Source organism: Streptomyces sp. NPDC046881, assembly GCF_040645015.1.
In the GTDB taxonomy this organism is placed as follows: Bacteria; Actinomycetota; Actinomycetes; order Streptomycetales; family Streptomycetaceae; genus Streptomyces.
The window spans coordinates 1-25975 of sequence record NZ_JBEYXJ010000028.1 but is presented as its reverse complement, the minus strand read 5'-3'; the positions used below and the strand labels follow the sequence as shown (position 1 = coordinate 25975).

The 25975-nt window shown below is 73.2% G+C and carries 26 protein-coding genes; 13 read left to right on the top strand and 13 right to left on the bottom strand.

The genetic code is table 11. From position 1 onward, the window contains the following. Positions 1 to 6 precede the first annotated feature (6 nt). Positions 7 to 453 (bottom strand): hypothetical protein, encoded by a 447-nt coding sequence (locus tag ABZ923_RS16210; RefSeq protein WP_361471421.1) that lies wholly within the window; start codon positions 451 to 453, stop codon positions 7 to 9. 671 nt (positions 454 to 1124) lie between these two features. Here ABZ923_RS16210 and ABZ923_RS16205 point away from each other — a divergent pair. Next, complete coding sequence (locus ABZ923_RS16205) at positions 1125 to 2084, top strand: D-2-hydroxyacid dehydrogenase family protein (protein WP_361471419.1); 960 nt, start codon at positions 1125 to 1127, stop codon at positions 2082 to 2084. Between the two features lie 665 nt (positions 2085 to 2749). Further along, the gene (locus ABZ923_RS16200; protein WP_361471418.1) at positions 2750 to 3043 is read left to right on the top strand and encodes a chaplin; all 294 of its coding nucleotides are present in this window, start codon (positions 2750 to 2752) and stop codon (positions 3041 to 3043) included. A 100-nt stretch (positions 3044 to 3143) separates the two neighbouring features. Here ABZ923_RS16200 and ABZ923_RS16195 read toward each other — a convergent pair whose 3' ends face one another. From ABZ923_RS16195 to ABZ923_RS16170, 6 genes are all read right to left on the bottom strand, one after another. Beyond that, positions 3144 to 4010 carry a tyrosinase family protein gene (locus ABZ923_RS16195; protein ID WP_361471416.1) on the bottom strand — a complete coding sequence of 289 codons (867 nt, stop codon included), beginning with the start codon at positions 4008 to 4010 and terminating at the stop codon, positions 3144 to 3146. Then, positions 3994 to 4497: a tyrosinase cofactor gene (locus ABZ923_RS16190; protein WP_361471414.1), complete on the bottom strand. Its 504-nt coding sequence runs from the start codon at positions 4495 to 4497 to the stop codon at positions 3994 to 3996. Before ABZ923_RS16190 ends, ABZ923_RS16195 begins: the two co-directional genes overlap by 17 nt. Positions 4498 to 4597: 100 nt before the next feature. Next, positions 4598 to 5110 carry a hypothetical protein gene (locus ABZ923_RS16185; RefSeq protein WP_361471412.1) on the bottom strand — a complete coding sequence of 171 codons (513 nt, stop codon included), beginning with the start codon at positions 5108 to 5110 and terminating at the stop codon, positions 4598 to 4600. A gap of 184 nt (positions 5111 to 5294) precedes the next feature. Beyond that, complete coding sequence (locus ABZ923_RS16180) at positions 5295 to 5798, bottom strand: DUF5949 family protein (protein WP_361471410.1); 504 nt, start codon at positions 5796 to 5798, stop codon at positions 5295 to 5297. A 166-nt stretch (positions 5799 to 5964) separates the two neighbouring features. Beyond that, complete coding sequence (locus ABZ923_RS16175) at positions 5965 to 6252, bottom strand: hypothetical protein (protein ID WP_361471409.1); 288 nt, start codon at positions 6250 to 6252, stop codon at positions 5965 to 5967. Between the two features lie 133 nt (positions 6253 to 6385). Next, positions 6386 to 6622, bottom strand: a complete 237-nt coding sequence (locus tag ABZ923_RS16170) for a hypothetical protein (RefSeq protein WP_361471407.1) — start codon at positions 6620 to 6622, stop codon at positions 6386 to 6388. Between ABZ923_RS16170 and ABZ923_RS16165 the strand changes: the two genes are divergently transcribed. Next, positions 6621 to 7115 carry a hypothetical protein gene (locus ABZ923_RS16165; protein ID WP_361471406.1) on the top strand — a complete coding sequence of 165 codons (495 nt, stop codon included), beginning with the start codon at positions 6621 to 6623 and terminating at the stop codon, positions 7113 to 7115. The genes ABZ923_RS16170 and ABZ923_RS16165 overlap by 2 nt on opposite strands. Positions 7116 to 7620: 505 nt before the next feature. Here ABZ923_RS16165 and ABZ923_RS16160 read toward each other — a convergent pair. Beyond that, positions 7621 to 7860 carry a chaplin gene (locus ABZ923_RS16160; protein WP_361471404.1) on the bottom strand — a complete coding sequence of 80 codons (240 nt, stop codon included), beginning with the start codon at positions 7858 to 7860 and terminating at the stop codon, positions 7621 to 7623. 214 nt (positions 7861 to 8074) lie between these two features. Here ABZ923_RS16160 and ABZ923_RS16155 point away from each other — a divergent pair, with 214 nt between their 5' ends. From ABZ923_RS16155 to ABZ923_RS16115, 9 genes are all read left to right on the top strand, one after another. After that, positions 8075 to 9172 (top strand): DUF3344 domain-containing protein, encoded by a 1098-nt coding sequence (locus tag ABZ923_RS16155; protein ID WP_361471402.1) that lies wholly within the window; start codon positions 8075 to 8077, stop codon positions 9170 to 9172. 55 nt (positions 9173 to 9227) lie between these two features. After that, positions 9228 to 10487, top strand: coding sequence for a glycosyltransferase family 4 protein (locus ABZ923_RS16150; RefSeq protein ID WP_361471400.1), 1260 nt, complete (start codon positions 9228 to 9230; stop codon positions 10485 to 10487). Then, positions 10484 to 11902 (top strand): exopolysaccharide biosynthesis polyprenyl glycosylphosphotransferase, encoded by a 1419-nt coding sequence (locus tag ABZ923_RS16145; protein ID WP_361471398.1) that lies wholly within the window; start codon positions 10484 to 10486, stop codon positions 11900 to 11902. Before ABZ923_RS16150 ends, ABZ923_RS16145 begins: the two co-directional genes overlap by 4 nt. A 3-nt stretch (positions 11903 to 11905) precedes the next feature. Continuing rightward, on the top strand, positions 11906 to 13264 hold the full coding sequence (locus ABZ923_RS16140) for an O-antigen ligase family protein (protein ID WP_361471396.1): 1359 nt from the start codon (positions 11906 to 11908) through the stop codon (positions 13262 to 13264). A gap of 337 nt (positions 13265 to 13601) precedes the next feature. After that, positions 13602 to 15341, top strand: a complete 1740-nt coding sequence (locus ABZ923_RS16135) for a lipid II flippase MurJ (protein ID WP_361471508.1) — start codon at positions 13602 to 13604, stop codon at positions 15339 to 15341. Then, positions 15325 to 16086, top strand: a complete 762-nt coding sequence (locus tag ABZ923_RS16130) for a polysaccharide deacetylase family protein (RefSeq protein ID WP_361471394.1) — start codon at positions 15325 to 15327, stop codon at positions 16084 to 16086. The genes ABZ923_RS16135 and ABZ923_RS16130 overlap by 17 nt, the downstream gene beginning before the upstream one ends. Then, positions 16083 to 17240, top strand: a complete 1158-nt coding sequence (locus ABZ923_RS16125; RefSeq protein ID WP_361471392.1) for a glycosyltransferase — start codon at positions 16083 to 16085, stop codon at positions 17238 to 17240. The genes ABZ923_RS16130 and ABZ923_RS16125 overlap by 4 nt, the downstream gene beginning before the upstream one ends. After that, the gene (locus ABZ923_RS16120; protein WP_361471390.1) at positions 17237 to 17884 is read left to right on the top strand and encodes a lipopolysaccharide biosynthesis protein; all 648 of its coding nucleotides are present in this window, start codon (positions 17237 to 17239) and stop codon (positions 17882 to 17884) included. The genes ABZ923_RS16125 and ABZ923_RS16120 overlap by 4 nt, the downstream gene beginning before the upstream one ends. Then, positions 17881 to 19020 (top strand): GNAT family N-acetyltransferase, encoded by a 1140-nt coding sequence (locus ABZ923_RS16115; protein ID WP_361471388.1) that lies wholly within the window; start codon positions 17881 to 17883, stop codon positions 19018 to 19020. The genes ABZ923_RS16120 and ABZ923_RS16115 overlap by 4 nt, the downstream gene beginning before the upstream one ends. Before the next feature lie 80 nt (positions 19021 to 19100). Here the strand turns inward: ABZ923_RS16115 and ABZ923_RS16110 are convergent, their stop codons facing one another. The 3 genes from ABZ923_RS16110 to ABZ923_RS16100 all read right to left on the bottom strand — a co-directional run bounded on the left by ABZ923_RS16110 (position 19101) and on the right by ABZ923_RS16100 (position 21542). Continuing rightward, positions 19101 to 20435 carry a glycosyl hydrolase gene (locus tag ABZ923_RS16110; protein WP_361471386.1) on the bottom strand — a complete coding sequence of 445 codons (1335 nt, stop codon included), beginning with the start codon at positions 20433 to 20435 and terminating at the stop codon, positions 19101 to 19103. Between the two features lie 232 nt (positions 20436 to 20667). After that, positions 20668 to 20907 carry a chaplin gene (locus ABZ923_RS16105; protein WP_361471384.1) on the bottom strand — a complete coding sequence of 80 codons (240 nt, stop codon included), beginning with the start codon at positions 20905 to 20907 and terminating at the stop codon, positions 20668 to 20670. Positions 20908 to 21143: 236 nt separating this feature from the next. Next, positions 21144 to 21542: a rodlin gene (locus ABZ923_RS16100; protein ID WP_361471382.1), complete on the bottom strand. Its 399-nt coding sequence runs from the start codon at positions 21540 to 21542 to the stop codon at positions 21144 to 21146. Between the two features lie 247 nt (positions 21543 to 21789). Here ABZ923_RS16100 and ABZ923_RS16095 point away from each other — a divergent pair, with 247 nt between their 5' ends. After that, complete coding sequence (locus tag ABZ923_RS16095) at positions 21790 to 22188, top strand: rodlin (RefSeq protein WP_361471380.1); 399 nt, start codon at positions 21790 to 21792, stop codon at positions 22186 to 22188. Positions 22189 to 22239: 51 nt separating this feature from the next. On the opposite strand, the gene ABZ923_RS16090 is transcribed toward ABZ923_RS16095, so the two are convergent. Next, a complete protein-coding gene (locus ABZ923_RS16090; protein WP_361471378.1) occupies positions 22240 to 23094 on the bottom strand; it encodes an ABC transporter permease in 855 nt (284 codons plus the stop codon). After that, positions 23091 to 25742 carry a CocE/NonD family hydrolase gene (locus tag ABZ923_RS16085; RefSeq protein WP_361471376.1) on the bottom strand — a complete coding sequence of 884 codons (2652 nt, stop codon included), beginning with the start codon at positions 25740 to 25742 and terminating at the stop codon, positions 23091 to 23093. Before ABZ923_RS16085 ends, ABZ923_RS16090 begins: the two co-directional genes overlap by 4 nt. Positions 25743 to 25975: the final 233 nt, after the last annotated feature.

Here is a 25975-nt window from a genome sequence, read left to right as displayed (position 1 = left end):
GGCCCCCTAGCGCTCGAGTCGGAAGGTGGCGAGGTCGACGTCCTGCGTCGCGCCGGGCGGCGGGCTCGTGGCGCCTCCGGGAGCGAAGCGCGCCTCGGGAGCCGCGGGGGCGACGCGGACCACGGCGACCTGGGCGGCCTCGGCCGGTGCGGGGAGGAGCACGGTGAAGGCACCGCGCGCCTCTACGTCGACCCGGGTGATCGGTTCCGAGTGGTCTTCGGGGAAGACCTCGGCGCTCTCCCGGAACGCGCCGCGTGCGGGGACGCGGGCGAGGCGCTGCCCCTTCTCGTCGCGTGTCTCGACGAAGTTGCCGGGACGTACCTCGGGATGGGCGTCGAAGCCGCTGATGACCGCGTCGACCGGCTGCTGGGAGACGAGTCGGACGGAATCGCCCTCGTATTCGAAGATCAGGCGGACGGCTCGGGCGGTGGGTGTCTGTTGTGGGCCGGCCATGGTGGCTCCTCCCCCGGAGACTGTGATGTCCCGAGATGTTCCCTGTCCGTGAAGTGTCGCGGAAGTCCGATGTGCGCCCACGGCCGGGAACTCACACTGGAGCGCTGCGTCCCGTCTAACGAGGGCTCACACAACGGGCTTAGCCGGTCCGACGGGAGTGCGGGCGCGCGGTGCGGCGCGACGGGCCACGGGAGAAACCGCCGAATTCCCAGGGAGGACCGTGCGTTTTTGTCATACTTTCGGATTGTCTCCATGGTATCTCCGACCGATCACGGGCGCTCGTCGGCACGAAGCCGCCTCCGCGGTCATCGCCGACGCCCCACGATCCCTCACTTCGGTGAAGCGGACCGGCCCCCCGCAACGGGTGCGGGAGGGGCGCGGTTGCCCTGGTGTGCGACCAGGCGCCACCAGGAGGGGAACGTGCGGCAGTGGACCGGGGGTGTCGCGTTCGTCGGGGGGCTGGTGGGGGCCTTGGGGTTCTTCGCCTTCTTTCCCGGGCTTCCCCATGTCATCGACTGGGGGGCGGTGCTCGTGGCCCTCGGGGTGGGTGCGGTCGTGCGGTGGGGGTGGTTGGCGTGGGTGAGGAGGCACGGGGTGAGGGGGGACTCGTAGGGCTCGGGTGAGGGTCGGAAGCGCGAGGTGGCTACAGTCGGCCCCGGAAGGGAGACGACGTGCGACTTCGCTGTGCGGTGCTGGACGACTTCCAGGGTGTGGCCACCGAGTTGGCCGACTGGTCGGTGGTCGAGGAGCAGGTGGAGGTGGTCGCGCTGCGCGAGCACCTCGACGGGGAGGATGCTCTCGCCGACGCGCTCGCCGGCTACGACATCGTCGTCACCCTGCGCGAACGCGTCCCCTTCCCCGGCTCCCTGATCGCCCGCCTGCCCCGGCTGAAGCTGCTCGTCGCCTCCGGGATGCGCAACAGCGTCATCGACTACGCCGCCGCCGAGGCGCACGGGGTCACCGTGTGCGGTACGGCGAGTTCCAGCACCCCGCCGGTCGAACTGACCTGGGCGCTGCTGCTCGGTCTCGCCCGGGGGATCGTCGAGGAGAACAACGCCCTGCGCGGCAACGGCCCCTGGCAGTCGACCGTCGGCGCCGATCTGCACGGGCGCCGGCTGGGACTGCTCGGGCTGGGGAAGATCGGCAGCCGGGTCGCCCGGGTCGGGCTCGCCTTCGGCATGCACGTCAGCGCGTGGAGCCAGAACCTCACCAAGGAGCGCACCGAGGAGGTGGGTGTCGAACTCGCCGCCTCCAAGGAGGATGTGCTGCGCGACAGCGACTTCGTGTCCGTCCACCTCGCCCTCGGCGACCGCACCCGCGGCCTCCTCAGCGCCGCCGAACTCGCCCTGATGAAGCCGAGCGCCTATCTCGTCAACACCTCCCGCGCCGCCATCGTCGACCAGGACGCGCTGCTGGCCGCGCTGCACGAGGGGCGGATCGCCGGTGCCGGCATCGACGTCTTCGACATCGAGCCACTGCCCGCCGACCACCCGGTGCGCACCGCCCCCCGCCTCCTCGCCACACCCCACCTGGGCTACGTCTCCCGCGGCAACTACACGACGTACTACGGCCAGGCCGTGGAGAACATCCAGGCCTATCTGGCCGGCTCGACCGTACGACGGTTGCCCTGAGGGCGGAGGAGCAGTCGGCCTGCACGCGCGCGCCGGTCGGCTCGACCGTTCCGCCTGCGGCAGTGCGGCAGGCGGCCGTTCACGGCCCGCCCCGGGTGAGCGATCCCCGGCTCGGGGTCCCCTCCGCGATGTGCCGCAGCACCTGCTGCTCACGGGCCACCGGGCCGGCAGCCGGAGCGGAAGGCCTCGCGGACGAGACTGCTCACCGCATCGTCCGCGGCCGGGCGCGCGGAACGCTCAGGCCGCTCCGCGCGGCCGGTGCTCGCAGAAGGCCGTGGGCGGGGTCGTAGGCGACCGCCAGGCCCTCCTCCGGTCCGTCGGTCACGGCGCCCGCGCCGGCGGGGTCGGAACAGTGCGAGGGCCGTACCCCCGGGCGGGAGCCTGCCGTCTCGGTGACCTGCCGGGGCTCCGCACGCCCAGCGCCACCGCCACGCGGGCCCGCGGCCTGTCCCCCGGTGAGCGCCGGTCAGCTCCCCGGCCGCTCACGTACGTCGGAAGCGTCGTCGGGTACCTCGTCGGTGGTGTCCGCGGCGGCCCCGCCCGCCCTGCCGTTAAAAGAGTGATCCGCCGCTGATCACCGTGACCAGCCCGGTGCGCCGCCGTTGAACGAGAAGTGCGACGGCTGGTCCGCCGTCGCGCTTTTCGAGCTACAGAAGGAGAATGTGATGTCTCGCATCGCGAAGGCAGCCGGTATCGCTCTCGGCACCGGTGCCGTCATGGTCAGCGGGGCCGGACTGGCCCTGGCCGACGCGGGCGCCGAGGGTGCGGCCGTCGACTCGCCCGGCGTGGTGTCCGGCAATGTGGTCCAGGTTCCGGTGCACATCCCGGTGAACGTGTGCGGGAACACCGTGGACATCATCGCGCTGCTGAACCCGGCGTTCGGCAACGCCTGCGCCAACGACGGCGGCAAGGGCAAGGTCGGCAACCCCGGCCCCGGCCAGGGCGGCTACGGCAACTGAGCCGCTCGGCACCCACAGGCAAGAGCCCCGGCACTCCGAACGCCGGGGCTCTTCCACGTCCGGCCCGGCACGCGGGCGCCTGCGCCCGTGGGCCGGTTGCTCACGCGTACCGGTAGATCCGGCTCACGTCCTCCAGCTGGTCCGGCGTCTCCTTCCACGGCGGCAGCCTCTCGTGCCGGGCGACGACCCGCCGGTGCTGCGCGTCGGAGTCACCGGGCGGCTCGGCCGGGAGGTAGCGGTGATGGCCGTGGGCCCGCTGCCAGCGGTACCACTGCAGGTCGAGGAAGGCGTGGTGCAGCCAGAACACCGGGTCGTTGACGGACGCGCCGCCGAGCATCACGCCGCCGACCCAGCGGTGCACCCGGTTGTGGTTCCTCCAGGACCCGCTGCCGCTGCCCACCCCCCAGCCCTCCAGCTTGTTGCGGAAGCCCTTGCGGACGGTGGAGTCCCAGGGCCAGGCGTCGTAGACGGGATCGTCCAGCGCCCACCGCAGCTCGCTCCGGGTGGGCAGTTGGATGGGGGCGGCGGAGCGGCCGAGGTCCCGAGTGAGGAACCGGCCGTCCGTCACACCCTCCTTGATGGTCCAGTGACCCGCCGCGTAGGCGAACGGGCCGGTCATCACCTGCCGGTCGGAGCGTCGTCCGTTTCCGCCGAGCAGGTCCTTGGTCCACGGCACGGAGGTCGTCGTACGGTCCCGGGTCCAGTCCCAGTACGGCACTGTCACCGAGGAGTCGACGCGGCGCAGCGCCCGCTCCAGTTCCAGCAGGAACCTGCGGTGCCAGGGCAGGAAGGACGGCGCCATGTGGGCGGTGCGCAGCCCGTGCTCGCCGTCGGCAGTGTAGAAGTCGATGTGCATGCGCACGAACTCGTCGTACTCGCCGCGCCGTTTGAGCGCCAGCAGCGCGTTCACGAACCGCCGCCGCTCGCCCGCCGTGAGGGTGCTGACGTCCTTACGCACGTACGCCATGCCGGCCCCCCTGGTTCGGCTGTTGCCCGGTGCGTGCGCCGAAGTGTCCGTCGAACGGGTGCGGCGCCAGGTCGCGCAGCCGCCGGCCGGGGCCGATCTCGTCCACGGCCGCCCGGGTCGCCTCCAGGGGCGTCCGGTACGACGTGTAGTGGTCGACCATGCTCAGCCAGGTGCCGTCGGCCCGGCGCATCAGGTGCAGCGGGCGGCCGTCGATGGTGATCTGCCACTCGTCGCCGGCCTCGGCGTGCCCCGCGGGGGACACCAGGGCACCGCGGATACGGCGGCCCCGGTAGGTCTCGCCGAAGGAGCTGCCGCCGGGGTCTTCGGCCGGCGGCGCGGGCCGGGAGGCGGCGACGAGCGGTGTCAGCGCCAGCGCGGTGGCGGAGGACAGCAGCGCTCGTACCATCTCCCGCCGGGACGGTCTGGCTCCCTTCGCTCGGGCCTGCCGCTCCGTACCGACCTCTACTCCGCCCACGCCGACGACCATGCTCGCTCCTTGTCCGGTTCGGATGTCCGTACCGGCTAACCGGCCGAAGGGGCGAGGGGTCACCGCCGAAGAGCCATACGGCGGGTACGGTCGTGCCCGGCTACAGTCCCGGCCCCGTGCCCACGTTGCCGTCCGCGACGGTCCGCAGAACGGGGGCGAGGACAGCGGCCTGCGGCATCTTGGCTTGCGGCAGACCGACGTCGCCTCCGTCGGGGGCAGTCAGGGGGGCGTCCACGGACAGCCCGGGGGTCAGGGCTCGCAGGCCGCCGGTGGGTGAGTCCACGTCGAGGTGGTCGAAGCCGTCGTCCAGGAGGTGCGGCAGCGGAGCCCTGGTGTGCAGGCCGGGCAGACCGCTGCGCACCGGCAGCTGGGGCAGGGTCCGGTCCGGGACGAGCCGGCCCGTGACGTACCGGGGACCGTCGGGAGCGCCGGGCTTCAGCAGCGGCACTTCGGCGCCGAGCCTGGGCACCTCCGTGCCGAGCGACCGGGAGACGCCGCCCAGGGGCACGGTGACGGGGACTGTGCCGGAGGCCGCGGCGGGGGCCGCGGCGCCCACGGCGGCCGCGACGCCCGTGACGACGACGGCAAGGGTTCCTCGGGTGGTCGGCTTCATGGCGGGTACGGTCCCTTCCAGGATGCGGGGGTGCGGGGTCCGTACCGCGTAACGAGCGGACAGCGCCTTCATTTCACAATTCCCTCGGGTGCCGTAATAGTCAGCTCGTCCGGAAGTCGCACCTTCTCGAGCAGCAGCCGGTACCAGCCGGGGAGAGGGAACCTGCCGCCTGCGTACCGGAGCATCAAACGCGCAGACTGCGTGCGGGGAGGTAGACGTGCGCGGCGGAGTTCGTCGTTTCCGGGGATCCCACGAACGCGGACAGCTCCGCGCCCACGGCCGGCCGGCGGGGGCCGGTGGTGGGGCAGACGCGCGTGGTGAACATGAAATAGGTGTAGCCGAGTTTCCCGACAGCCTGCAGCCACTCCGCCGGCGGAGTGACCTGAGTGGTGACGTTCGGCATCTGCAGGACGATCTGACCGGCGACGACCAGCATGCTGACCTTCAGGCTCGGCCGGGTGGTGCCGTCGACGGGATGGCCGCCCACCGGGAGGCCCATGTCGTCCAGGAGCCGCGTCACGGCGGCGGACGTGCCCTCCGGGCCGCCCGGTCCGTCGCCCAGCGAGCAGGCGAGCAGGCAGGGGGTCCTGCCATCCCCCTCCTGGTTCCTGGCCATCCAGGCGAGCAGGGCGATCGTGCCGAGATCGGCGGCGCGGAAGGGGCGGGTTTCGCTGGATACTGAGGTCACCGCGCGACCATATCGACGGGTCGTGGTGTGCTCTGGTGGTTTCTCACCCTTCCGGAGCAGCGGCCGGAGCCGCTCCACACGATCGAGGGATCTGCTCCGGCATACGCCGAGGGCCGGTTCCGCGCGGTTGCGGGACCGGCCCGGAAGGGCGGAGGGCGTCAGGGCCTCAGGGCTTCAGGTGCAGGCCACCGAGCAGCGGCCGGTGGTTGACGGACGTGGTGACGTCCTTGACGCCGTTCAGCACGGAGCCCTTCTTCTCGGTGTCGAGCACGTCGGACTGGTGCTGCAGCGGCATCAGGTCCTTCACCGTGGGCGGCTTCCCCGCGAGTTCGGCGAGCGCGCCGTTGACGCTCATCGGCGGCACGTGGTGGGCGTCGGAGGCGAACGCGGGCACGGCGACGCCGGCAAGGGCCACGGAACCGGCTACTACGGCGGCGGCCTTCAGGGACTTCATCCTGTTCCTTTCTTCGGCAACTCACGTCGCCCGGGGACTTCTGACGCTGTGCCTAACGATGTCCGGCCGGGCCGGAAACTCAGCTTCGAGAAGACATATGAGAATCCCGTGCGGCCGCCGGGAAGGACAGCGTTCAACCGGTCGGCTGGCTCGACTCCGTGGGAAGAATGACCAGCGAGGGCAGGGATTCGACGCTGGATGCGGTCAGGTCCTTGTCGGTGAGGGGCACTCCCAGGAGGTCGACCAGGCCGGACACCACGTCGGTGGCGGACGACAGGAGTTGGTCCAGCTGCCCGGTGACCGCCTTCACCAGATTGTCGATCGCGGTCTGCAGGGAGGAGAGCACGTCATCGGCGGGGTCACGGGACATGAGCGGGCCGACGACGTCGGCCTGCCGCGTGGCCGTCGTCAGGGCTGCCGGGACAGCGGAGGCAGCGGGAACCGACGGGGAGCCAGGGACGGACGGGGACGCCGGCGAGGCGGGGGCGGTGGGGTTCGCGGGCTTGGCGGAGGCCGAGGACATGGCGGGCGCCGTGGGCGTGTTGGCCGCGCTGGGCGTCGCGGGCTTGGCGGAGGCGGTCGGAGACACGGAAGCCGTCGGTGCCGCGGGCTTTGTGGACGCCGTCGAAGTCGCGGGCACCGAAGGAGCGGCGGGCTTCGCGGAGGCCGCCGGAGACGCGGATGCGGTGGGCGTCGCCTCGGCCGCGGGCTTCGCCGATGCCGTGGGAGTCGCGGACGCCGTCGGCGTCGCCGGAGCCGTGGGCTTGGCCGCCGTGGCAGGAGTCGCGGCCGTCGTGGGTGTCACCAGAGCCGCAGGCTGCACGGACGCTGCCGACTGCGTGGACGCCGCCGGCTGGGAGTGAGCCGTCGGGGCAGCCGGTGCGAGCTGGGTGGCGGCTTTGACGACGGCTTGCTTCGCCGCCTCCCCCAGCCGTCTGGCCTCGCCGGCGGGGAGCCTGCCCTTCTCCAGCGCCCGGTCCAGCAGGTCGACCACCGGATCAAGGGCGGGACCCGCGGCGTGGAGGGCCCTGACCTGCCCGAGCAGTGTGCTCTTGTCCGTTGCCGGGACCGGGGCCCGGGAGGCGGCACGGTCGTGCTCCCGCGCCGCGTCGGCGGCGACCGCGGCCGGGCCGGTGATGCCGATCAGAACGGACGCGCACAGGGCTGTGGACGCGAGACGCCGTACAGGCAGATCACGCATGGGTGTTCCTTTCGGTGAACAGTGGGACCTGTGCCCACCGTCAGTTCGCCGATCTCCCTGCGCAACCGCTCACATACGGTCGTGATCCGTTCGGGGGAGCGCAAAACCGGCCGCCACCCCGCGACGGATTGCGGGCGAGCGGCCGGCCGAAGGGTTGCGTCCCGAGGTCAGTCGTTGACGCAGGCGTTGCCGAACGCGGGGTTCAGCAGAGCGATGATGTCCACGGTGTTGCCGCACACATTGACCGGAACGTGGATCGGGACCTGGACGACATTGCCCGACAGCACGCCCGGCGACTTGGTGGCGGCGGCGCCCGCACCGGCGTCGGCGGAGGCCGCACCGGCGCCGCCGGCGACGGCCGCCACGGCGGCGGAGGTCAGGACCAGGCCCTTCGCGATACGCGACATGGAGAGGTGCTCCTTGGGATCGACACAAACATCCGAGCGGACGCCCGGCGCAGTGTCAACGCGCGGCGCCGCCGGGGGTTGTGCCGCCAATGGGGTGATGTGAGGGCAAGACACCTTCACCTTTCCAACACACTTGCCTGATTTGTCCCAATTGGTAGGAATGTCGACTAGAGTCGCGGATCTCTCCAGTACGTGCGAAAGGGCACCGCCGGTCATGCGCAAGTTCCTCGGTCCGCTGCTGCGTACAACGGCGGGCGCCTTCGTCGCCACCGCCCTCGCCACCCTCCCGGTACCGGCGGCCCCGGCCGCGGCTCGCCCCGGCACGCCGACCTCTCTCGGAGCGACGCGCCCGGTCTTCACCCCGCGACACCACGCCGTGCAGCACGGCGGCTTCGTCCGCGCGGCCAACGCCTCCATCAGCTGCCGCGCACCGGAGGCATCCCCGTGCCAGGCGGCGCGAGCGGGACGGACCGCGGTGAACGGCGACTTCGACATGTCCTACGTCGACGTGGACGGCGACCCCCGCACCTACAACTCCTCCCGGGCCGAGGTCCGCGTCCCCGAGGGCGGCCGAGTGACCTACGCCCGGCTGTACTGGGGCGGCAATCTGCGCGTCGGCGAGCAGAAACCACCGGGCGACACCGGGCGGGTACTGATCGCCGCACCGGGCGGCACGTACCAGGAGATCCACGCCGACACCGTCGAGGGCCACGGGGCGGCGGACGGCCCGAACGCCTTCCAGGCCTCGGCGGACGTCACCCGGCTGGTACGGGCGAGCGGTTCCGGCCTGTACACCGTCGCGCAGATCAACATCGCCACGGGCAGGTCGGCGGCCGGGGCGTGGGGCGGCTGGACCCTGGTGGTGGCGTACGAGAACCCCGCGGAGCCGCTGCGCGAGCTGGCCCTCTGGGACGGCTTCGAGGCGCTGGACACTCCCGTCGACGTCCGGCTCACCGGGATGCGCGTACCGACCGGGGCGGGTGGACGCGTCGGCCTGGTGGCGTACGACGGCGACCGGGGCAGCGTGGGCGAGACGCTCACGCTCTCCGTCGGTCCCCGGCGTACGCCCGTCGCCCTGCGCGACTCCGCCAATCCTCCGGACGACGTACTCAACTCCACGATCAGCGAACCGGGTGACGTACCCATCCGGCGGGTTCCGGCCTACGCCAACACGCTCGGCTACGACTCCGACGTGTTCGATCTCGGCCGGGCTCTGCGGCGCGGTGGTGACCAGCCGGGCTTCCGGCTCGTTTCCCACGCGGACGCGGCATGGGCCGGTGCGCTCTTCGCCGCCGTGGACGCCCCCGAGTGAGAGGCGCGTTCACGACCGCAGTCCCGAGCGCCCCCGTGAGCGAGGTAATCCGCGAATGCACCAGTCAGCACCTCCACCCCGGGTCCTGCACCTCGCACAACCCGTCGACGGCGGTGTCGCCCGGGTCGTGCTCGACCTGGCGCGGGCCCAGCTCGCAGCAGGCATGCGGGTCACGGTGGCCTGCCCGGGCGGCGCACTGGCCGCCGGCCTGCGGGAACTGGACGCCGACGTCCGGGACTGGCAGGCGGCCAGGTCCCCGGGTCCCGGTCTGCCGGGCGAGGTACGGCGACTCGCCCGCCTGATCGACGAGGTGCGGCCCGAACTGGTGCACGCGCACAGTGCCAAGGCCGGCCTGGCCGCGCGGCTCGCCCTCCGCGGGCGCGTCCCGACCGTGTTCCAGCCGCACGCCTGGTCCTTCGAGGCGGTCGGCGGCCTCACCGCTGCGCTCGCCCTGCGCTGGGAGCGGTGGGGGGCGCACTGGGCGGACCGGGTGGTGTGCGTCAGCGAGGCGGAGCGCGCGACAGGTCTGCGCGCCGGCGTGCGCGCCGCGTACACGGTCATCCCGAACGGCATCGACACGACCCGTTTCGCACCGGCTCCGGCCACCGGCACCGCACCCGGCCACCCGACCGCGCCCTCGTGCGCCTCGCGAACCGCCGCTGACGAGAAGCCCCCACCATGCCCACCGGCGCCCGGCGGCGAGAGCCGCCCCCTCGTCGTGTGCGTAGGCCGCCTCTGCCGCCAGAAGGGTCAGGACGTACTGCTGCGGGCCTGGGAGAAGGTCCTCGACCTGCTGCCGCGGGCGACCCTCGTGCTCGTCGGTGACGGCCCCGACAGCGAGGCCTTACGGCGCCAGGCACCCTCCTCCGTGCACTTCACCGGCGCCGTCCCCGACCCCGTGCCCTGGTACCGGGCCGCCGACCTGGTGGTGCTGCCCTCTCGCTGGGAGGGCATGGCGCTCGCCCCGTTGGAGGCACTGGGCTGCGCAACACCCGTCGTACTCACCGCCGTCGACGGCGCCCGGGAGAGCCTGCCGCCGGCACTCGCCGAGCACTGCCTGGTGCCGCCGGAGGATCCCTCGGCACTGGCCGCAGCGGTCACCGGGCTGCTCTGCGATCCACCACTGCGCGCGGCGCTCGGCAACCAGGGCCGCCGGCACGTCCTGACCTCGCATGACGTGCGGCTGACCGCCGAACGGTTCGCCGCCCTCTACCGCTCCCTCCTCGGCACCGCCGGCCCAGGCTGCGGCGCCCCGGAGGCCAGCGGAACAACCCACCTCGTGCCCTCCGAGTGCAGGGAGTCCACCCACTCGTGACTGCGGAAAGCACCGTGCCCTCCGGCGCGCAGCCATGGGACCACGGATTCTCGCCCGTCTCCGTCCTGCCGGCCCGCACCGAAGGCGGATTCCGGGCCCCGCTGCGGCGCCCGCCCGCGCGGCCCACCTCGCCGCTGCCCCTGCTCACCGCCGACCTGTTCGCCGCACTGGTGGGCGGGGTCGCGCTGGACGAGGCCACCCACCGGCCGCTGCCGGTCGCCCTTCTGGTGTCCGGCGCGCTGCTGCTGCGGCCGCCCTCAGCCCGGCCGGTGCCCGGCGTGCTCGACGAACTGCCCGCGGTGTGCGGACGGATCGCGGTGGTCTGGCTGGGCCTGGCCGCGCTGCTCGCCGCGTACGATCCGGGGCGCGTCCTCACCGCCTCCACCCTGCTGCTGGGCTGCGCGCTGCACGCGGCTGTGGCCGGCGCGGGCCGGGGCGTGGTGCACTGGCGGCGCCGGGTCGTGCTGCGCCGCCACCCGCGTCCCGCCCTGGTGATCGGGCCCGTGGTGACCGCGCGGCGGGTCGCCGCCGCGCTGCTCCGGCAACCGGGCTGCGGGGTGCGCCCGGTGGGTGTGGTCGCGGAACACCCGGACGGCGCCGATGGGCTGCCCGTGCTCACCACCGGCGAGGAGGTGGAGCGGGCGCTCATCCAGAACGGAGTGCGGGTCGCCCTCACCGTGCACCCGGCCGTGCGCACCGAGAAGGGGTCGCTGCTGCGGGCGCTGGTCGAGTCCGGTTGCGCGCTGTGGGAGGTGGACCCGGACAGTCCGGCGTACGAGATGCGCGATCAGCTCGCGGGGTTCGCCGTGCGCCGCCTGGACCTGGGTGCGCGACGGCGGACGAACGTGGCCAAGCGGCTGTTGGACATCGCGGTGGCCGGCGCGCTGCTGGTGCTGGTCAGCCCGGTGCTGCTGGTGTGCGCGGTGGTGCTGCGGCTCACCGACGGGCCCGGGGTGGTGTTCCGGCAGGAGCGCATCGGCAAGGACGGCCGGCCCTTCACGCTGCTGAAGTTCCGCACCCACCGTCCGGCCGACGAGCACGAGGCGGCCACCCGGTGGAGCGTGGCCGGTGAGCGGAAGATGACCTCTTTCTGCCGGTTCCTGCGGCAGACCTCGTTGGACGAGCTGCTCCAGCTGTGGAACGTCGTGCGGGGTGACATGAGCCTGGTCGGCCCGCGCCCGGAACGGCCGTACTTCGTCGCCCAGTTCAGCCAGGCCTACCCGGGCTACGCGGCCCGCCACCGCATGCAGACCGGGATCACCGGACTCTCCCAGGTCACCGGGCTGCGCGGCGACACCTCGATCGAGGACCGGGCCCGTTTCGACAACGCCTACATCGACAACTGGTCGCTGTGGCAGGACGTCTGCATCCTGCTGCGCACCGCCGCCGCGCTCGTACGCTCCACGGGGAGCTGACCGATGACCCTCGCCCTGTCGTTCCACCGCCCGGCGCGACCGTCCCCGGTGCTGCCGGTGCTGGCCGTGGTCGCGCTGCTCGCGCTGCCGGTCGCCCCCGGCGGCGAGGGCGGTGCGGGTCCCGCCGACGCGGTGTCCGCGCTGGTCGTCCTCTTCTGCGCGGTACGGCTGCTCCGCGCACGCCAGCGCCCGCTCACCCGCACCGCCGCGCTGGTCCTCGGGCTGCCGGTGGCCGGTCTCGCGCTGGCCGCCCTGCACGCGGTCTCGCCGGGCGCCGGGATCACCGGCCTCGGCCGTTACCTCCAGGTCTTCGTCCTCGTCCCGGCCGCCGTCATGCTCCTCGTCCGCGGCCGGTCCGACTTCCGGTTGCTGGCCTGGTCGGTGGTGGCCCTCGCCGGGTGGCAGGGGGCGATCGGCGTGCACCAGTACGCCACCGGCACCGGCGCCTCCTACCAGGGCCAGGACATCCGCGCGGTCGGCACCTTCGGGGCGACGGACGTGATGGGCATGGCGACGGTGGTGTCCTTCGGGCTGGTGTGCGCGGTGGGCCTGGCGGTCGGCCGGTCCACGGGGCGGGGGCGCGCGCTCGCCGCCGGCTGCGCGCTCGCCCTCGCGGTCCCGCTCACTCTGTCCTTCAGCCGGGGCGCCTGGATCGCGACCGCGGTCACCGTCACCGTCCAGCTGGTCCTGGCCGGGTTGCGCCGGGCACTGAAGGCGGGGGCGGCCGCGGTAGCCGCGGGTGTGGTGCTGGTGGGCGGGTTCGGGGTGGGTACGACGATGCTCCAGGAACGGTTCGACAGCATCACCCAGGTCACCGACGCACCCGACCAGTCGGTCACCGACCGGTACACGATGTGGGCCGCCGCCACCGACATGTGGCGCGACCGCCCGCTGACCGGTGTCGGTCTGAAGGGCTTCCCCGAGCACCGCGACGGGCACGCCTCGCTCGCGCTGTCCTCGGGCAGCGACACCGCGGGCGCGGGCGCCGCCTACCACCGGCAGCCGCTGCTCTCACCGCACAACATGTACCTGCTGGTCCTGTGCGAGCAGGGCCTGATCGGGCTGCTCTGCCTCGCGGGCGGCTGGCTGGCCCTGCTGGTGTGCGCGCTGCGCGGTCTGTGGCGGACCCGCGCGGCCGGCCGGGGCCTGGACTGCGCGCTGGTCGCCTGCGGGCTGCTGGTCTGGCAGCTCGTGGACTTCGCCTACGCCGACATCGGCGGCCCGGCGACCGTACTGACGGCGGTGTGCTTCGGTCTGGTCGCCTGGTGGGCGTTGGCCGGCACCGACCGGACCGCTTCCGGAGACAGCACCGCCGTACCCGCCGCGCGGGACAAGGTGACCGGGGAGGCGGCCCTGCGATGACGGTCCCCCACCCGAGCCGGAACCGGCACCCCACACCCCACCGGACACCCCCGCTGCGACGCCGGAAGCGGAGGCTGACCAGATGACGCGGCCGGGAACCCCGGGCGCACCGGCGCCACAGTCCGGTACGGCATACGGGCCGACGGGGGAGGCACGGCCCCAGCCCGGTACGCCACACCGGCCGACGGTGGACACGCGGCCCGAGGCCGGTGCGGCCGCCGTGCCGATGGCCCGGTCGGCCGAGCTCCCCCTCGGCGGAGCCGCCACCACCGCAGCGGGCCAGGTCCGCCCCCCGGTACACCCCGCCACCACCGAGACGATCGTCGCCACGAGCCCCATGCCACCGCTCCCCGACCCCGCCCCCACGCAACAGCCGGCCGCCACTGCCGTACCCGTCCCACCGCCGCTGGGCCCTGCCCCGGCCTCGCCGCCTCTCACCCACGCCTCCACCTCGCCGCACCCGACTCCCCCCACCCCTGCGGCCCCCTCGCTCCCAGCCCCCGAAAACGCCCCGCCCACTTGGCGCTTCCTCGCCCACGCCACCCTCGTCACCGCCTCCCTCGCCATCGCGGCAGCACTGCTCGGGCTGGTACGGGACCAGTCGCTGGCCCGGCTGTTCGGGGCCGGGCAGGACACGGATGCCTTCCTGGTCGCCTGGACGGTGCCGGAGTTCGCGGCCACGCTGCTGATCGAGGACGGGCTGGCCTTCGCGCTGATCCCGGCGTTCAGCGGAGCCCTCGCCCGCCGTGCGCGGGGCGAGCCGGGGGATCCGGTGCGGTCGCTGGTGGCCGGCACCCTGCCCCGGCTGACCCTGGCATTCACCGCGGTCGGGGCGCTGCTCGCGGTGGCCGCGCCGCAGTTCGTCGCCGCGCTCGCGCCGGGCCTGCCCGACCCGGCCCTCGCCGTGGACTGCACCCGGCTCACCGCGACCTGCGTACTGAGCTTCGGCCTCGCCGGGTACTCCAGTGCGGTCCTCAGGGCCCACCGCCGCTTCCTGGCGCCGGCCGCGATCTACCTTGCGTACAACGTCGGCATCATCGCGGTGATGTACGCGCTCGGCGGCCGGTGGGGTGTGCGGTCCGCCGCGTTCGGGGTGGCGGCGGGCGGCTGTCTGATGGTGCTGGTCCAGCTGCCGTCCCTGGTGGGGCAGTTGCGCCGCCGCCGGATCAGCGGGACGCAGGCCAGGGCCGCCGCCGCGGCGCAGCCGTTGAACGTGCCGCTCCTGGCCACCGTGCTGCTTTTCGCTCTGTGCCGGCAGTCGCAGGTGCTGATCGAGCGGTTCCTCGCCTCGGAGCTGCCGGCCGGGGCCATCTCGCACCTGAACTACGCGCAGAAGGTCGCGCAGATCCCCATGACGCTGTCGATGATGCTGTGCACGGTCACCTTCCCGGTGGTGGCGCGGGCGCTGGCCGACGGCGACACCGAGCGGGCCCGGAACCGGGTGGAGCAGGATCTGGCGCTGGCCTGCTGTCTGGTGCTGCTCGGTACGGCCGCGGTCGTGGCCTGCGCCCCGCAGGTGATCGGGCTGCTGTTCCAGCGGGGCGCGTTCACGGCGCAGGACACCGCGGCGACCGCCGGTGTGATGCGGGTGTACGCGCTCGGTCTGCTCGGCCAGACCCTGACCGGCGTTCTCGTGCGCTCCTACTTCTCGGCGGGCCGCCCCGCCTGGTACCCGGTGGCGGCCATGACCGCGGGCATCGTCGCGACCTCCTGGATCGGTGCCTGGACGCTCGGTTCCTGGGGGGTCACCGGGATCGCCGCCGCGAACGCCACCGGCATCACCCTCACCGCCGTCCTGCTCCTCGCCGGGATGCGGCTGCGCAGCGTGCCCATCCGGACCGGGTCGGTGCTGCGCGAGCTGAGCCGGCCGCTGCGGGCGGCGGTGGTGGCCACCGTGGCCGGCGGGTTCGTGGCGGGTCTGCCGTCGGCCCCGCTCTCCGGGCTGGCCGCCGGAGCCGCCACGGTGACCGTCGTGTTCGTCCTCCTCGGCTGGGCCCTGGGTGCCCAGGGCTTCGCACCCGCACTCCGTTCCGTACGCTCCCTCACCCGAAAGCTCGCCCATGCCGTCCTCCGTTGAATCCCCGGCCCTCACCCGGCGCCCCGCCCCGGGCCCGGTCCCGTGGATCGCCATGTACCACTCGGTCGGCGACTGCTCCGACGACCCGTACCACGTCACGGTCACCCCGGACCGGCTGGAGCGGCAGCTGCGCTGGCTGCGCAGGCGGGGGCTGCGCGGGGTGTCGGTCACCGAGCTGATCACCGCCCGGGCCCGGGGGGAGGGCCGGGACCTGGTGGCGCTCACCTTCGACGACGGGTACGCCGACTTCCTGGACAACGCCCTGCCGCTGCTGACCCGTTGGGAATGCACGGCCACCCTGTTCGTGCTGCCCGGCCGGCTCGGCGGCGACAACGCGTGGGATCCCCTCGGCCCGCGCAAGCCGCTGCTGACGGGCGACGGCATCCGGCGGGCCGCCGCCGCGGGCATGGAGATCGGCTCGCACGGCCTCACCCACGTGGACCTCACCCAGGCCGACGACAGCCTGCTGAAGGCCGAGACCGCCGAGAGCCGGGCGGTGCTGGAGGAACTGACCGGCACCCCGGTCACCGGCTTCTGCTATCCGTACGGCACGGTCGACCGCCGGGCCGTCGAGGCCGTGCGGGAGGCCGGTTACGCCTACGCCTGCGCCATCGACCCCGGTGAGCTGACCGGCCCGCACGTCCTGCCGCGCGTGTACGTCGGGCAGAACGACACCGCCGTACGCCTGTTCCTGAAACACCGGCTGCACCGGTTGCGCCGGCGGCCCGTCGAGGGGCTGCGGTGAAGGCCCTGCACGTCATCACCGGGCTCGGCGTGGGCGGCGCGGAGCAGCAACTGCGGCTGCTGCTGCGACACCTGCCGGTCGCGTGCGAGGTCGTGACGCTGACCAACCCCGGACCGGTGGCCGACGGGCTGGCGGCGGACGGGGTCCGGGTGACCCACCTCGGCATGTCCGGGAACCGCGACCTGGCCGCGCTGCCCCGGCTGGCCCGGCACATCCGGCGCGGCCGGTACGACCTTGTGCACACCCATCTCTACCGGGCCTGCCTGTACGGCCGGATCGCCGCCCGGCTGGCCGGGGTCCGCGCGGTCGTCGCCACCGAACACTCCCTGGGCGACTCGCAGCTGGAGGGCCGTCCGCTCACGGCGGGGGTGCGCGCGCTGTATCTGCTGGGCGAGCGGCTGGGCCGGTCCACCGTTGCTGTCTCCCCCACGGTCGCCGCCCGTCTCGCCCGCTGGGGGGTGCCCGAGCCGCGCATCGCGGTGGTGCCCAACGGCATCGACCTGACGCGGTTCGCCTTCGACCCGGACGCCCGCCGGCGCACCCGCGACCGGCTCGGGCTGCCCGCCGGCGCGTTCGTCATCGGCGGCATCGGCCGGCTCGTCCCCGGCAAACGCTTCGACGTCCTGATCCAGGCCCTCGCCCGCCTGCCCGCCGACTGCCGGCTGCTGCTGGTCGGCGGTGGTCCGCAGGAGCCCGCGCTGCGGCGGGCCGCGCACGTGGCCGGGGTCGCCGGGCGGGTGCTGTTCGCCGGGGAGCGGCCGTACCTGCCGGACGGCTCGTCCGGGCCCGGCCTGCCCGCGCTGGCCTCCGCGATGGACGTGCTGGCCGCGCCCTCGCCCGAGGAGGCGTTCGGCCTCGCGGTCGTGGAGGCGCTGGCGGCCGGGCTACCGGTGCGCTACGCCTCCTGCCCCGCCCTGGAGGACCTGCCTCCCGGGGCCGCCCCGGGCGCGATGCGGGTCCCCTGCGACGCCGGTGCCTTCGCCCGCGCGCTCGCCGAGGTCCGCGCCGCCGGGCCCGGCCCGCGCACCGCCCCCGAGGCGGCACGCCACTACTGCATCACCCGCAGCGCCGCTCGGCTCATGGAGGTCTACGCGGCGGCGTTCACCCGCACGGTCCCCCTGTCCCGATCCCCCGAGGGAGTCAGCCCGTCATGACCGAGAATCTCGTCCCGCACCGCCGAACCTCCCGTCTGCGCGCCCTCCCGCCCTGGTCGCTGGTGGCGGCCGGTGTCCTCGCGGGCGGACTGCTGGGCGGCGGGTACGGCGTGCTGAAGTCTCCGGAATACACGGCGACCAGCTATGTCGTCGCCGTCCCCGGCGAGCGGACCGACACCGCCACCGCACTCGGCTTCGCGCAGGCCTACGGCCGGGTCGCCACCCAGGTGGCGGTGCTCGGCGACGCGCAGGTGTGGGCTGGGGTTCCGGTGCGCACCCTGCGCGACAGCGTGCGTACCGCGACCTCACCGGACGCCCCCATGATCGCCGTCTCCGCCACCTCCGTCCGCCCGGGGCAGGCCGCCGACATGGCCAACGCTGTCGCCCGCGCGCTCATCCGCCACGCCGACGCCGCCAAGGCCGACACCCATGTCGGCCTCCTGCAGTTCTCCCGCGCGGTGAAGCCCGGCGCGCCCGCGTCGCCGTCCGCCGTGGTGACCGGACTGGTCGGCGCGAGCGCGGGCGGGCTGCTCGGCGCCCTCGCGCTGCTGGCGCGGCCGAAACGGCGTGCGGAGGAGGAGGTCACGCGGCCGGCCTCGTTGCCCGGTCCGGCCGTGGCCGCCGACGCGCACGGCACGCTGTGATCGCCACCTACCCGGCGGGCACCGCGCGTCCCGCCCGCGCCACGGGACTGATCAGCGAACTCGTCACCGATGTGGAGAGGTTCGCGGCGCTGGCCCCCGCCTGGGGGCGGCTGTTCGCGCGGTGCGGCACCGCGACTCCGTTCCAGAACCACGCTTGGCTGCATTCGTGGTGGCTGTCGTACGGCCTGCCCGGGCGGCTCCGGCTGCTCGTGGTGCACGCAGGCCGGGAAATGGTGGCCGCAGCGCCGCTGATGCTGGTGCGCCGGCCGCTGCCCGCGCTGGTGCCGCTAGGCGGGCCGATCTCCGACTACGCCGACGTGCTGCTGCACGACGGCGACAACGGGCGGGCGGCCGGTGCGCTCACCGAGGCGCTCACGGACGCGGCCGGCACGGCGCTGATCGACTTCCGCGAGGTACGGCCGGGCGGTGCGGTGGAGCGGGTCTACGACCGCTGGCGCGGGCCTCGCCGCACGGTGAGCGACTCGTTGTGCCTGGAACTGCCCGCCGCGCCCATGGACGAGCTGATCGCCCGTCTGTCGTCGGGCAAGTCCGGCCAGCGGGTGCGGGCGAAACTGCGCAGGCTGGCCTCACTGGGTGTCCAGCGGCGGGCCGTGGGCCCGGAGGAGGTGGACGCGGCGATCGGCCGGCTGCTGGAACTGCACCGGCTGCAATGGCAGGACCGGAAGGTGACGAGCGAGCATCTGCGGCCCCGGTTCCGCGAGCATCTGGTGCGCGCGTTGGGGCCGATGGTGCGCTCGGGGAACGCGGTGGTCACCGAGTTCCGGCTCGGCGACGAGGTGGTTGCCGTCGACCTGACCCTGCTCTCGGGCAGCCTGGCCGGTGGCTACCTCTACGGCGCCCATCCGGGCCTGCGCCAGCGGAAGGTGGACGTGGCGGTGATGCTGCTGGACGCCTGCGCCGAGTACACCGGCGGCAGCGAGCCCCGCACGCTGAGCCTGCTGCGCGGCGACGAACCGTACAAGCACCACTGGCGGCCCGAACGGGTCGTCAACCGGCGGCTGCTCATGGCGCGGCGGCGCACCGCCCCGTTGCTGACGGCCGCGCTGTGCGACGCGACCGCCCGGCAGCGGGGCAGGGAGGCGCTGCTCCGGTGGCGGGAGCGAGGCCAGGGCTAGGGTCTTTCTTCCGGATCAGGCCGGCTTCGTCGGATGACGGTGCCTTCCGGCCGACGCCGGCACGATCCGGAAGAGAGGCCCTAGTCCTCCGACCACCAGTCGAAGCGGAAGCAGAGCTTCCCGCCGAGCCAGTACTCGAGCCAGTCCTCCGGGTCCGGCCGCGGGCAGTCGGCCGGGGGCTTCTGGGTGGGCGTCGGCGTGGGTGCGGGCGTCGCGGCCGGCTGCTCGGTGCGCGCGGACAGGGCGGCCCGGTAGATCCGCGCGGAAAGGGGGTTGGCCGAGCACTGCCACACACCGTGCGGACAGTAGTCGGTCAGCGTGTTGTACAACGGTGCGTGCTCGTCGATCCACGCGAGCATGCCCCGCATGTACTCGGTGTTGTCACCGTTGCGGAACAGCCCCCATTCCGGGTAGGAGACGGGCTTGCCGTGGGAACGCGCGAAGTCCACGTGTTGCTGGAGGCCGAAAGGCTCCTTCACCTGCTCGTCGAACGACATTCCGCTCGGCTGGTCGTAGGAGTCCATGCCGATGATGTCGACCACGTCGTCCCCGGGGTAGCACTCGGTCCACGGCACCGCGTCCAGGCCGCGGCTCGGCGTGAAGTCGAAGCGGAACCTCTGGCCCGGCACCGAGCGCATGGTGGTGACGATCCGCTTCCAGTACGTCTTCCAGGCCTGTGGGTCCGGTGCGCAGCGATGGGTGTAGGTGGTGCCGTTCATCTCCCAGCCGAGCACGATCACCGTGTCCGGCACCTTCAGCTCCACCAACCGCTCGGCCAGGGCCCTGAAGTGGTGGTCGAACGCGCCGGCCGCGGCCTGCCCCAGCAGCCACCGCACCTCGCTGTCGGGAACGTCTTCCTCGTTGCGCTCCTGCATCGGCACGTTCAGGACGAGCGTCCGGTCAGCCTGCCGGCGCCGCCAGTCCGCCCACGCGTCCAGGAAGCCGGGCGAGCCCTCGATGTCGCTCCAGTGCTCTCCGGGCAGGTAGGTGTGGGCGACCTTGAGTTCGGTGCCGCCGAGCCAGTGACTCAGATCGGCCATGCGCGCGACTCCGCGGGCGCCGGAGTCGAGAAACGCTCCGAAGGGCGGAAAGCCGCGGCCGGACGGGGAAGGCATCAGGGTCTGCGACGGCGTCGCGGGCAGCGGGACCGGCGCGACGCTGGTGGTTGGCTGGACCGCCGGAACTGTCGGGGAGAGTGCGGCCGAAGGGGCTTCCGAGGCTTGCGATGCAGGTGAGGTCTCCGGGGCGGTGGGGGGCGTCACGGCCGTCGGGACCGGAGCGTGCGGGGCGGCGGCCCGCGCCGCCCCGGGGCTCACGGTCAGGTCGGGGCCGATCGCGAGGGCGAGCGCGGCGACGGCCGCCGCCGCGATGACGGCTGACGGCCCGGGCCGGGCCTTGCGCAGATGCGGAGCCATGCCCGCTCCCTTCTCCACTCGCCGTTCGGTCTCCCGGCCGTTGCCGGTTACGACAACTCAGTCACATGAAGAGGGCGAGTGCCACTGCGCATACTTCTTTGGAGCCTGCTGACCCCCGCACGGACGAACACGGCCGGGAACGCTGGAAAGCCGGCCCCGGACACTGGATCGACGGATCAACAGGTTCGGGGCCGGCCAGGCTCAGCCGGGGGCTGGTGGGTGGTGCGCGCCGCTACTTCTTGATGTCGCCGTTGATGCAGGTGTTGCCGGCCGTCGGGTTCAGCGCACCGATCACGTTGATCGTGTTGCCGCAGATGTTGATCGGAATGTGGATCGGGATCTGGACGACGTTTCCGGACACGACGCCCGGGGAGTTCGCGGCGGTGCCATTGGCCCCGGCGTCAGCGAAGGCGGGTCCGGCAAGGCCCAGGGCCAGGATGGCGCCCGTAACGACAGCAACGCTCTTCTTCATGAATGTTCCCTTCTCTGGGGTCCTGCCCCAATGACGGCCAGAACCGTGTGAGCACGACGTGAACGGCCGCGGCACGGAACGAGAGATAGACACACTGAGGAACCACGGAACGCGAAGATCGGGACAATCACTCGATCGCACCGCTTCCTCACACGTTTCCCCCCCCGGATGTCGCGGAAAAAAAGCCCGGACGGCCCGCAGACGGTGCAGCGGACGGCCCGGGCCGACAGATCTGCTCAGCCTTCACCGTTGGCCGAAAGGACCGACACGTCCTCCAGGACATGGGAGAGCCCGCCGTCACGCTTGGCGTTCGTGGAATTGTCGGAGCACTGCTGCTGCAGGTGGTCCGAGAGAACCGGGATGTCCTGGACCGTGCCGCCGATGGCCGCGTCAACGGCGACGTCGACGTCCTGAACACCCAGGCACGGCTTGTTGAGCGAGCCCTGCACGAGGGAGAGCTGCGGGCTCATGTTGCCCTTCGTCGCCGAATTGCCGAACGACGAGACCGAGCCGTTGCCGTTCGCGACGGTCGGCCCGTCGTCGTTGCCGATGGCAAGCGCCTGCGGCGCGGCCGCCACCGCCATTCCCACGACAGAAGCGGCGGTCGCGGCGGCGACCATTGCCTTCTTGAGCACTTCGCGTTCCTTTCCTCGTAGCGACGCATGCCCTACGGCCTCATCAACCCGGCGCATCCGGAATGGTTCCGCTGGTTCACCCGGTTGGAGCGCGAGCATCTGCGAGCTGACGAGGAGTCATCCATCCGAAAAGCACACCACCAGCCCACCGCCTCGGCCGACGGGGTGAACGGGAGAAACCAGGAAAGCGCCGCGGAGTTGTCCAGTGCGCTCCGGTGGACGGGGTTTCCTCAGAAAGGACTGGCCAGTGATCAGGAAGATTGTTGCCACTGCGGCCGTCGCCGCTTCCGCCGTGGGCGCCTCCGCCGCCGCGGCACCGCAGGCGCTGGCGATCGGGAACGACAGCGGGCCGACCGTCGCGAACGGCAACGCGGGGTGGCAGACCTACGGCAACTCGGCCACGTACGGGAACATGAGCCCTCAGATCGCACTGATCCAGGGCTCTTTCAACAAGCCGTGCATCGCGCTGAACGACATTCCGGCCTCCGTCGACGCGGCCATCGGTGGCGCGATCCAGGATGTTCCGATCCTGTCCGACCACATGCAGCAGCAGTGCACCGAGAACTCCTCGAACGTCAAGCGCGACGGCGCGCTGGCGCACGTGCTGGAGGACGTGTCGATCCTCTCCCAGAACAGCGAGAAGTGATCTTCTGACCGGAGCGGGTCGCCGAGTGGGCAGGCGACCCGCTCCCGCGTGTCAGGAGACGACGTCCTTGCGGGCGAAACCCCGGAAGGCCAGGGCGAACAGCACCAGGGCGTAGGTGAGGGAGATCGCCGTGCCCTGGATCATGCCGGACCACTCGGGGCGGGGCTGGACGGCGTCGGCCCAGGCGAACTGCCAGTGCGCGGGCAGGAAGTCGCGCCAGTGGCCGAGGGCGGTGACGGCGTCCAGGACGTTGCCGACGATGGTCAGGCCGACGGCGCCGCCGACCGCGCCGAGCGGGGCGTCCGTCCTGGTCGACAGCCAGAACGCCAGAGCCGCGGTGACCAGCTGCGAGACGAAGATGTAGGCCACGGCCACCAGCAGCCGCCGGGCCGCCGTACCGGTGTCCAGCGCGCCGCCGGTGGGGATCTCCAGCGGACCCCAGCCGTAGGCGGCCGTGCCGACGGCGAGCGCCACCAGCGGCAGCAGCACCATCGCGGCGAGGCTCATCCCGAGCGCCACGACGAGCTTGGACCACAGCAGCCGGGCCCGGGGCACCGGCGCGGCCAGCAGGTAGCGCAGCGAGGACCAGCCGGCCTCCGAGGCGACCGTGTCCCCGCAGAACAGGGCGACCGGGATCACCAGCAGGAAGCCCGCCGAGACGAACAGGTTCACCGCGGCGAAGTTGGCGCCGGAGGCCGTGGCCGTGTCCATCAGCGTGATCCGGTCGTTCCGGCCGCCCGGGTCGCCGCCGATCGCGAAGGCGATCAGCAGCACGAACGGCAGTACGGCCAGGACCGCGCCCATGACCAGGGTGCGGCGCCGCTTGAGCTGGCGGACCAGCTCGACCCGCAGCGGCAGGGTGCGCCCCGCCCGGTAGCCGGAGGCGACCTCGGTGAGCGTGCTCATGCGGAACCTCCGATCAGGGTGAGGAAGGCGTCTTCCAGGCGGCGGTGCGGACCGACCGAGGCGACCGGCACCTCCAGCCGCACCAGCTCCGCGACCAGCCGTTCGGCCGTGCCGCCCGGTTCGAGCCGGACCAGCAGTCCGTCGTCGGTGCGCACCGCGGAGGCCACGCCGGGCAGCGCGCCCACCTTCTCCGCCACCGGCTCCTCCAGGGGTACGGCGGTGCCGACGAGCAGGGTGTCGCCGGAGCCGACGATCTCCCGGACCGGGCCGGCCTGCACCAGCCGGCCGCGGTCCATCACCACCAGGTGGGTGCAGGACTGCTCGACCTCGGCCAGCAGATGGCTGGAGACGATCACCGTACGGCCGCCGGCCGCGTAGCGGATCATCACCTCGCGCATCTCGCGGATCTGGGGCGGGTCCAGGCCGTTGGTGGGCTCGTCCAGGATGAGCAGGTCGGGCAGGCCGAGCATGGCCTGGGCGATCGCCAGCCGCTGGCGCATGCCCTGGGAGTACGTGCGCACCGCGCGGGCGAGCGCGTCGCCGAGCCCGGCGATCTCCAGGGCCTCGTCCAAGTGGGCGTCCTCGGGCGGGCGGCCGGTGGCCCGCCAGTACAGTTCCAGGTTCTCCCGGCCGGACAGGTGCGGCAGGAAGCCCGCGCCCTCCACGAAGGCGCCGACCCGGGAGAGCACCGACGCGCCGGGCCGGATCACGTGGCCGAAGACGCGGATCTCGCCCTCGTCCGGCCGGATCAGGCCCATCAGCATGCGCAGGGTAGTGGTCTTGCCCGCGCCGTTCGGGCCGAGCAGGCCGAGAACCTGGCCCTTCTCCACCCGGAAGGAGAGGTCCCGGACGGCGTACCGGTCGGTGGCGCCGGCGTAGCGCTTGCTCAGGCCCTCGATCACCAGCGGGACCTCGGCCAGCTCCGGGTCGGGTGCCGGGGCGGCCGTGCGGCGGCGGGTGGTGAGCAGCAGGGCGAGGGCGGCGACCGCGCCGGCCGCGGGCAGCCACCAGACCCAGGCGGGCAGGGGCGCGGCGGCGGTGCTGACGGCGGGGGCCGTCGGCACGCTCAGGTCCCCCTTCAGGGAGACGGTGTAGGTGGCGGGGGCGGCCGGTGAGGCGTAGCCGAGGTCGGTGGAGGCGAGGGCCAGGCGGAGCCGGTGGCCCTTCCGCACCTCGTGGTCGATCGCCGGGAGGGTGACGGTGACGTCCTTGCCCGCCTTGGCGCCGGTCGCCCGGAAGGGCGCGACGAGCTGGGCGGGCAGCACCTGCCGGGTGCCGTCGGGGCCGACGTCGTAGACCTTGCCGAACAGGACGGCGTCGTCGCGGGTGGAGGTGATGTGCACGGTGGCGGTCGGGGCGCCGGTGATCTGCAGGTCGCGGGTGAGCGGCGCCGAGTCGAACGTCGCGTACTGGCCGGGGAAGTCCAGGGAGAGGCCGACGCCGAGCGCGGACAGCCGGGAGAGGCCGCCGGAGCCGCCGAGGCCGGGCAGGGCGGAGACGCCGGGCGGGGTGGCGCCGGCCGGGTTGGCGATGTGCTGGGTGCCGCCGGTGAGCGGGACGGCGCGCCGGTGGTCGTGCAGGCCCGGGTAGGCGGCGGCGCTCGCGCCGCGCAGCTGGGCGGTGCCGTCGGTGGAGTCGATGCCTCCGGTGCGGGTGATCCGGAACGCCGGGCCGGTGTCGGTGGCCTTGTCGCCCTTCAGGTACCGGTCGAACCAGGCGCGCACGCGTCCCTCGACCCGGCTGGTCTCCATGTCGCCGCCGTCGTGTCCGCCGGCGATCCAGTCGACGTCGACGGGCGCGCCGTTCGCACGGATCGCCTTCTGGGCCGCGTCGGCCTGGTCCAGGGTGAACAGGGAGTCCGTCTGTCCCTGCACCAGCAGGGTGGGCACCTTGATGCGGTCGCCGACGGCGGACGGCGACCGCTCCTGGAGCAGTTTCCGGGCGGCCTGGTCCGGGGTGCCGGACTCGGCGACCCGGTCGTACATCCGGCACAGCGCGGGCTGGAACTTCGCGCAGCCGCCGCCGGTGTTGAAGAAGATGCCGGCCCACAGCTTCTTGAACACGCCGTTCGGGAACAGGGCGTCCGCCAGGTTCCAGTAGGTGATGGCCGGGGCGATGGCGTCGACCCGCTGGTCGTGGCCCGCGGCGAGCAGGGAGATCGCGCCGCCGTAGGAGCCGCCGGCCACGCCCACGCGCGGGTCGCCGGGCTTGTCGAGCCGGACCTGGGGCTGCCGGGCCAGCCAGTCGACGAGCCGGGAGACGTCGGCGACCTCGCCCTTCGGGTCGTTGAGGCCGATCTTCCCGGTGGACCCGCCGAAGCCGCGCGCGGACCAGGTCAGCACCGCGTACCCGTCCCGGGCGAGGTCCTCGGCCTGCCGGCGCATGTCGTCCTTGCTGCCGCCGAAGCCGTGCGCGAGGAGGACGGCGGGGTGGCGGCCGGCGCCGGCCGGGGTGAAGTACGAGGTGTCCAGGCGCACCCCGTCGACCGCCATGACCTGGTCGCTGCGGCGCACGGACCGTGTGTCGTCGGAGGCGACGGCCGCCGTCCACGTCCCGGCACCGGCGAGCACCACGACGGCGGCACCGGCGGCCAGGAGCCGGCGGGGCCGCCGCAGCAGGCTGCGCAGGGCGGGGAGTCGAAGATCCATGCGTCAACGGTACGGGCCGCCACTGACAAGCGCTGCTGCCGTGGGGCGGAGCCGTGTGCCCTCCCCGGGGTGTACGGGCCCGTCCCGGCGTACTTCGCCCGTGGTACGGGCGGAGCGTTTCCTCACCACCGCCGGTCGCCCTCGCCGCCTACCGCGGTACGGGCGGCCGGAGCGAGGGAACGTGCACCGTGGTGACGTGGGAGTGCTGTCACCACGGTCCGTACGGACCGTGG

Excerpts from the sequence above, each read along its gene's own strand:
- ABZ923_RS16210 (WP_361471421.1), bottom strand. The coding sequence starts at position 453 with ATGGCCGGCCCACAACAGACACCCACCGCCCGAGCCGTCCGCCTGATC.
- ABZ923_RS16200 (WP_361471418.1), top strand. The coding sequence starts at position 2,750 with ATGTCTCGCATCGCGAAGGCAGCCGGTATCGCTCTCGGCACCGGTGCC.
- ABZ923_RS16195 (WP_361471416.1), bottom strand. The coding sequence starts at position 4,010 with ATGGCGTACGTGCGTAAGGACGTCAGCACCCTCACGGCGGGCGAGCGG.
- ABZ923_RS16190 (WP_361471414.1), bottom strand. The coding sequence starts at position 4,497 with ATGGTCGTCGGCGTGGGCGGAGTAGAGGTCGGTACGGAGCGGCAGGCC.
- ABZ923_RS16185 (WP_361471412.1), bottom strand. The coding sequence starts at position 5,110 with ATGAAGCCGACCACCCGAGGAACCCTTGCCGTCGTCGTCACGGGCGTC.
- ABZ923_RS16175 (WP_361471409.1), bottom strand. The coding sequence starts at position 6,252 with ATGAAGTCCCTGAAGGCCGCCGCCGTAGTAGCCGGTTCCGTGGCCCTT.
- ABZ923_RS16165 (WP_361471406.1), top strand. The coding sequence starts at position 6,621 with ATGAGCGGGCCGACGACGTCGGCCTGCCGCGTGGCCGTCGTCAGGGCT.
- ABZ923_RS16170 (WP_361471407.1), bottom strand. The coding sequence starts at position 6,622 with ATGTCCCGTGACCCCGCCGATGACGTGCTCTCCTCCCTGCAGACCGCG.
- ABZ923_RS16160 (WP_361471404.1), bottom strand. The coding sequence starts at position 7,860 with ATGTCGCGTATCGCGAAGGGCCTGGTCCTGACCTCCGCCGCCGTGGCG.
- ABZ923_RS16155 (WP_361471402.1), top strand. The coding sequence starts at position 8,075 with ATGCGCAAGTTCCTCGGTCCGCTGCTGCGTACAACGGCGGGCGCCTTC.
- ABZ923_RS16150 (WP_361471400.1), top strand. The coding sequence starts at position 9,228 with ATGCACCAGTCAGCACCTCCACCCCGGGTCCTGCACCTCGCACAACCC.
- ABZ923_RS16140 (WP_361471396.1), top strand. The coding sequence starts at position 11,906 with ATGACCCTCGCCCTGTCGTTCCACCGCCCGGCGCGACCGTCCCCGGTG.
- ABZ923_RS16135 (WP_361471508.1), top strand. The coding sequence starts at position 13,602 with ATGCCACCGCTCCCCGACCCCGCCCCCACGCAACAGCCGGCCGCCACT.
- ABZ923_RS16130 (WP_361471394.1), top strand. The coding sequence starts at position 15,325 with ATGCCGTCCTCCGTTGAATCCCCGGCCCTCACCCGGCGCCCCGCCCCG.
- ABZ923_RS16120 (WP_361471390.1), top strand. The coding sequence starts at position 17,237 with ATGACCGAGAATCTCGTCCCGCACCGCCGAACCTCCCGTCTGCGCGCC.
- ABZ923_RS16110 (WP_361471386.1), bottom strand. The coding sequence starts at position 20,435 with ATGGCTCCGCATCTGCGCAAGGCCCGGCCCGGGCCGTCAGCCGTCATC.
- ABZ923_RS16105 (WP_361471384.1), bottom strand. The coding sequence starts at position 20,907 with ATGAAGAAGAGCGTTGCTGTCGTTACGGGCGCCATCCTGGCCCTGGGC.
- ABZ923_RS16090 (WP_361471378.1), bottom strand. The coding sequence starts at position 23,094 with ATGAGCACGCTCACCGAGGTCGCCTCCGGCTACCGGGCGGGGCGCACC.
- ABZ923_RS16085 (WP_361471376.1), bottom strand. The coding sequence starts at position 25,742 with ATGGATCTTCGACTCCCCGCCCTGCGCAGCCTGCTGCGGCGGCCCCGC.